5 protein-coding genes are annotated in these 6,106 nt (G+C 67.4%); 4 read left to right on the top strand and 1 reads right to left on the bottom strand.

Annotation, left to right across the window (positions count from 1 at the left end):
- From EAH89_RS27520 to EAH89_RS27505, 4 genes are all read left to right on the top strand, one after another.
- A partial coding sequence (locus EAH89_RS27520; RefSeq protein ID WP_140886899.1) for a methyl-accepting chemotaxis protein occupies window positions 1-1,337 on the top strand: 1,337 nt, incomplete at its 5' end.
- A gap of 3 nt (window positions 1,338-1,340) precedes the next feature.
- A complete protein-coding gene (locus tag EAH89_RS27515; protein ID WP_140886898.1) occupies window positions 1,341-2,810 on the top strand; it encodes a chemotaxis protein CheW in 1,470 nt (489 codons plus the stop codon).
- A 150-nt stretch (window positions 2,811-2,960) separates the two neighbouring features.
- Window positions 2,961-4,649 carry a methyl-accepting chemotaxis protein gene (locus EAH89_RS27510; protein WP_140886897.1) on the top strand — a complete coding sequence of 563 codons (1,689 nt, stop codon included), beginning with the start codon at window positions 2,961-2,963 and terminating at the stop codon, window positions 4,647-4,649.
- Complete coding sequence (locus EAH89_RS27505) at window positions 4,646-4,936, top strand: hypothetical protein (protein ID WP_140886896.1); 291 nt, start codon at window positions 4,646-4,648, stop codon at window positions 4,934-4,936. Before EAH89_RS27510 ends, EAH89_RS27505 begins: the two co-directional genes overlap by 4 nt.
- A gap of 278 nt (window positions 4,937-5,214) precedes the next feature.
- On the opposite strand, the gene EAH89_RS27500 is transcribed toward EAH89_RS27505, so the two are convergent.
- Entirely contained in the window at window positions 5,215-6,024 is an 810-nt protein-coding gene (locus EAH89_RS27500; protein ID WP_140886895.1) for an IS5 family transposase, read from the bottom strand.
- Window positions 6,025-6,106: the final 82 nt, after the last annotated feature.

The raw sequence follows: 6,106 nt of genomic DNA, 5'->3' as shown, positions 1-6,106 counted from the left end.
TGATCGAGTTCGACTTGGCCGGCAACGTGCTGAGCGCCAACCGCAACTTCCTCACCGCCATGGGCTACACCGCGGACGAGGTCGTCGGCCGGCACCACAGTCTGTTCTGCGACGACGACCTTGCCCGCTCGGCCGAGTACCGGGAGTTCTGGGCGAGGCTCGGGCGCGGTGAGTTCACGGGCGGCGAGTACCTCCGGCTGGGCAAGGGTGGCCGCAAGGTTTGGATCCAGGCGACCTACAACCCCATCCTCGACGCCGAGGGCAAGCCGTTCAAGGTGGTCAAGTTCGCCACCGACGTTACGACGGCCAAGCTTGCCAACGCGGAGTTCGAGGGCAAGGTGGCGGCCATGGACCGCTCGCAGGCGGTGATCGAGTTCGATCTGGCCGGCAACGTGCTGAGCGCCAACCGCAACTTCCTGGACACGCTGGGCTACACGTCGGAAGAGGTCGTCGGCCGGCACCACAGCCTGTTTTGCGAGCCCGAGTACACCCGGTCCACCGAGTACCGCGACTTCTGGCGCAATCTCGGCTGCGGCGAGTACGACGCCGGGCGCTACATGCGCCTGGGTAAGCATGGCGTCCAGATCTGGATCCAGGCCACCTACAACCCGGTGTTCGACAGCGAGGGCAAGCCGTTCAAGGTGGTCAAGTTCGCCACCGACATCACGGCTCAGGTGGCGATGGAGCAGCGCATCCGGGAGCGGACGGAAGCGATGACGGTCTCGATTGGGGAGCTCACCGAGTCGATTGATGGCATTGCCGCCAGCACGCGCCAGGCCACTGAGCTTGCCGAGGAGGCGCAGAAGCAGGCCGACAGCGGCGCCAGGGCTGTCAACAAGTCGGTCGAGGCGATCGCCCTCATCCAGAAGTCCTCAGAGGACATCAGCGAGATCGTCGGCGTGATCGGCGACATCGCGAGCCAGACGAACCTGCTTGCCTTCAACGCGGCCATCGAGGCTGCCCGCGCCGGCGAGCACGGGCTCGGCTTCTCGGTGGTCGCCGACGAGGTGCGCAAGCTGGCCGAGAAGTCGTCCCAGGCCACTCGCGAGATCAACAAGCTGATCTCGGAGTCACTCAAGCGGGTCGCCACCGGTAACGAGGTGTCCGCCCGTGCCGGCGAGGCCTTCGAGCGGATCGTCGTGGGCGTCGGCAAAACCACGGCCTCCATCCAGAGCATCGACTCCGCCACGGCAGGGCAGCTCTCCTCCGCGCGCGGCGTCGAAGGCTTGATCCGAGACCTCGCGGCGGCGGCGAGCGGCAGCGAGGCGTCCAAGGGCAGAGCGGCTGGCCCCAGGGCAACGGTGACACACCTGCCGTCCGCGACGCGGGCCGCCTAAGCCGTGTCCGAGCCCCGGGAACTTGTCTTCGGCGTGCTACGCCTTGGCGGGTGCGAGGTCGCGGTGCCCGCCGACGTGCTGCAAGAGGTGGTGACCCGGCCGGCGTCGGTGATCCCGCAGTTGCAGGCGCCACCTTACGTCCCCGGCACCTTCAATCTCCGGGGTGCGGCCATCCCCATCGTTGACCTCTGCCGGCTGTTTGACCTGGAGGCGGAGGGCAACACCCTGGCCGTCGTGCAGGTTGGCGGAGGCCGCCTTGCCCTGGCTGTCGGCGGCATTTTGGATGTGCTGCGGGTCGCGCCCGACCAGGTGAGTCCTCTCCGACGCGGAGGCGGGAGTAAGGGGGCGGTCATATCGGCCCTGATTACCCTCGCCGAGGGTGAGCGCGTTGTGCAGGTGCTTGACCTGGGCGCGCTCGTCGCCACACCGGGCGTCATGGTCCTCGCCGGTGACGCTGCCGAAGCGAGAGCAAGGGCCTCGCGCAACAGCTTCGTCCGGCAGTTCCTCTTTTTCCGCTGTGACGATTTTCGCTTCTGTCTTGAAACAGCCGTGGTGCGCGAGATCATCGACCGGCCGCAGCTGGAGGCCTCGCCCGTGCGCGGTGACCTGCATCGGGGCACGCTGCGGCTGCGCGGCGAGGTCGTGCCGGTGCTGGACCTGTTTGCGGTCCTGGCGCTGGAGGGCACGCCCAGCGAGAAGACCAAACTTTTGGTCCTCGACGTCCGCGGCCGCACCATTGCCCTGCCGGTCAGCGACATCCTGGCCATCGAGAACCGCGCGGCCGCGCGGATTCTGGACCTGCCTGGCTATGGCCTGCGCCGGCCCGGTATGTTCGGGGGCGTGGTCGAGGGTAACGAGAGCCGGGGTGACGCGCTGCTGCTCTCCGAGGACGCCATCCTGCTGGAGCACGAGGCAATCATGCGCGACCCGGAGGTTGCCGTCCTGCGGCGGCTGCACGACGGCCTGCAGGGCGAAGCCGAACAGCGGCTGCGAAGGAAATCGGGTGGCAAGCGCGTGGCCTTCCTGCGCTTCACTGCCGGCCACTCCTACTCGGTCCCGATCGGGCAGATCCATGAGATCATCGACATGCCCCGGGAGTTCCTGAGCATCAGGTCGGATGATGGTGTGATGCTGGGTGTCCTGAAGCGTCGTGGAAGTATGGTGCCGCTGGTGCACCTGGCGCGGCTGGGTTCTGCCCCTTGCCCGGAGCCGTGCCCGTCATCGCGCGTGCTGGTGGTGCGCGGTGAGGGAGGTTCCTTCGGCTTCGTGGTGGACAGCACGGACAGCATGCAGTCGGCGCTGCTCCGCGACGACGTGCAGGAGGCCCCCTCCGGCGGTGAACTCGGCCGCACGCTTCTGTCGGCGGCCTCTCGGCTGCTGCCGATCGACACTCCCGACGGCGCGCAACTGCTGCCCACCCTCGACCTTGCGCGCCTTGCCCGTGAACTGCAGCAGACCAAGGCCGCAGCCTGACAAATACGGATCGCCAAGTCAGCGTGTCGCAGCCCTGCCGCGTCGGGGAGGCTGGTTGTTAGACCGGGAGTAACCCTTCTGAGCCATTCTCGACTTCGTGAACCACGTGCCAGGAAAACGGCTGGCAGCCCTCAGAGGACCGCATCTGCTATGTCATTCCTGCGCAAGCTTCGCATCCGCGCAAAGCTGCTCCTCGCCTTCACTGCCATGTTCATTCTCATTACTGCCATGGGCGGCTTTGCGGCCCTGCAGCTTCGCGACGTCAACAATGGCGCTGCTGAATTGAGGGACAACTGGCTGCCGGCAACAGCCGCGCTCGGTCGAATGACCGAGGCGATGACCCGCGGCCGTCAGGTTCAGGCAGCCACTTTCCTGGCAACCCGGCCTGAGGATCAGGCTCGCTACGCGCGCACCAGGGCCAATAACCAGGATAGCATTGAGACAGCCTGGCGCGCCTACGCCGCCACAGTGGTCCTGCCCGAGGAACGCCGCCTTGCGGACGCGATTGTGGAGGCCCGCCAGCGTTATGAGGCTCTCTCCGAACGAGCTCTGGCCCTGCACCGCGGGGGCGACACCGCCGCGGCCACAGCAGTCTATCTCGGCGATGAGCGCGATGCCTTCGAGAAGGTGCGGCAGGCCCTGCACACGGTCCTCACGTTTAACATCGACGGCGGCAAGGCTGAGGGCGATGCGGCGCGGGTGACCTACGAGCGGGCGCTCTGGCTTATGCTGGCCCTGACCCTGGTGTCCGGTGCTCTTGCCGCGGGAGCGGCGCTGTGGCTGGCACGGGACGTGGGCGCGAGCGTGGTGCGGCTCTCCGGCTCCATGCTGCGGCTTGCCAAGCGCGATTATACCTTCGAGCTGCCCGAGGCGGCCCGCGACGACGAGGTCGGTGACATGGCCCGCGCGCTCAACGACTGCCGCAATGGTTTGCGCGAGGCGGATGCCGCGGCGGCTGCCGTGCAGGCCGAGCAGGCGGAGAAGGCGGCCCGGGCAGGGCGTGTGGACGCGCTGGTGCGCGGGTTTGAGGCCGAGGCAGGCGAGGTACTGCGCACGGTAGCGGCCGCGGCCACGGAGCTGGACGCGACCGCCGGCGAGATGGCCAGCACGGCCCGTGACGGAGTGGAGCGGGCGACCTCGGTGGCTGCAGCCTCGGAAGAGGCGAGTGCCAACGTGCAGACCGTCGCGGCTTCGTCGGAAGAGCTGGCAGCGTCGATCGCCGAGGTGTCGCGCCAGGTGACGAGCTCGGCCGAGGTGGCACGTCGCGCGGTCGAAGATGTGCGCACGACCGACAAGGCCGTTCAGGGGCTGTCCGCGGCCGCTCGCAGCATTGGCGACGTGGTGCGCCTGATCAGCGACATCGCAGGTCAGACGAACCTGCTGGCGCTGAACGCGACGATTGAGGCGGCGCGGGCCGGCGAGGCGGGGCGCGGTTTTGCCGTGGTGGCGAGCGAGGTCAAGGCGCTGGCGGCGCAGACGGGCAAGGCCACCGAGGAGATCGCCGCCCAGATTGCCTCCATGCAGGGTCAGACCGAGCAGGCGGTCGGTGCGATCGGCGGCATCGTGCGCACGATCGAGGAAATGAACAGCATCACCACGCAGGTAGCCGCCGCCGCCGAGGAGCAGACCGCGGCCACCCGTGAGATCGGGCGCGCGGTGGCCGAGGCGGCCTCGGGTACGCAAGACGTCGCCCGCCACACGGCCGGTGTCACCGAGGGCGCGGAGCGCACCGGGGCGGCCGCCGCCCAGGTTCGGGCTGCTTCGGGGGAGCTCTCCCAGCAGTCAGAGGTCCTGCGCTCGAAGGTCAACACCTTCCTGGCCGGGATCCGCGCCGCGTGAGCGAGGAAGCAAGCATCGTTCAGCACGTGGCCGAGCTGGGAGCGCGCGCCGCCGATGCGGCGCACCTGAGCGACCAGCTTGGGCACCTTGCCACCCTCCTGGAGAGGATCGGTAGACCTGACGTCGCGCAGCAGGTCTACGCGCTCGACCTCCCACGCCTGCTCACCTTGCCGCGCGATGAAGCAACGCGAATGCTCCTGAGCTTGGCCGAGGCAGTGACCATGCTGAAAACAGCCTTGGTTTCATTCCTCACCGACGAGGGCTTCGGGAACACCTCGGCTCCTTGAGTCGCGCTCAGGCATCCCGCGGTTTGCTGCGCCCAGGCTGAACGCAAAGCAAGGAGAATCCCTGGCCACTGCACTTGCGGCCGAAGCTCGCGGTCGGCCGTCAGCGCTTGGTGATGCTCTGCTGCAACTGCTTTCTTACCTCTACGACGGCTTGCATATGCATCAGCACCAAGCGCCGGCCTTTCCAATCCAGGTCACGCCACAGCCGCAGCAGCTCATCTCGATCAGGATCCCGGACAGGGAGCTGGGAACGATCGGGCACAAGGTTTAGCGCCACGCTAACGACCTCCAGATGGGTTCTCATTACTAGGGTGTGTGACTGGACTGCGCGATGCGTAGGTTGATGATCGTGGCGGCAAGATGGGCGAAGCCCATCCAGCTACGACGGGTCTTGTCGCGTCGGAGGGCGGTACGGCCCAGTCTTTGAGGCTGGAGAGAAGGTTCTCGACGTGGTGACGCCGGGCGTAGAGCTTGGCATTCCAGGCAGGCGGATCGACCATGATCCGCTTGGGTGGGGTGTGGATGGTACAGCCCTCGGCGGCGAAGGCGGCGCGCAGGGCTGCTGAGACGTAACCTCGGTCGAGCGCCGCATCGCAGGCCGGGATGCCCGAGGCGAGTGCGTCGGCGTAGCGCAGATCGGCGTGGTGTCCGGGGCTGGCGATCAGCCGGAGGACCTGGCCCGCACCATCGGCGCAGGCGTGCAGCTTGGAACACAGTCCGCCACGGCTGCGACCGAGCCCTTCGGCCGAGGGCGTGCTGCCGACCGCACCGCTGGCGGTGCGGTCGCCCTTGCAGGTCGTGCTGTCCAGGAGCACCATCCCGTCCGCAGGCAATGCCGGACGTAGGGCTTCGAAGGCCAACTCCCACCAGCCGCGTAGGCACCAGCGCCGCCAGCGATGGTAGACGCTGGACCAGAGGCCCAGTGCCTTGGGCAGATCACGCCACGGCGCGCCGGTGCGACCGATCCAGAGCGCGGCTTCAACGAAGCGGCGCAGTGCCCCTTCGTCATGCTTCCATGCGAGTGGGATCTGCTGCAGCACAAGCATCAGTGAAACCCTTTGGGCATCGTCCAGGCTCATCCTGGTCATGACTGTGCCGCCCTGAAGCCTAGAGAACTTCCAAGGTGGTGCGACCAGGGTACGAATCAGTGCAAAAAGGACAGCCAGCCAG

This window comes from Muricoccus nepalensis (assembly GCF_006438825.1).
Lineage (GTDB): Bacteria > Pseudomonadota > Alphaproteobacteria > Acetobacterales > Acetobacteraceae > Roseomonas > Roseomonas nepalensis.
Note: the sequence above shows the minus strand (reverse complement) of the source record. Positions and strands in the feature narration are given on the sequence as shown.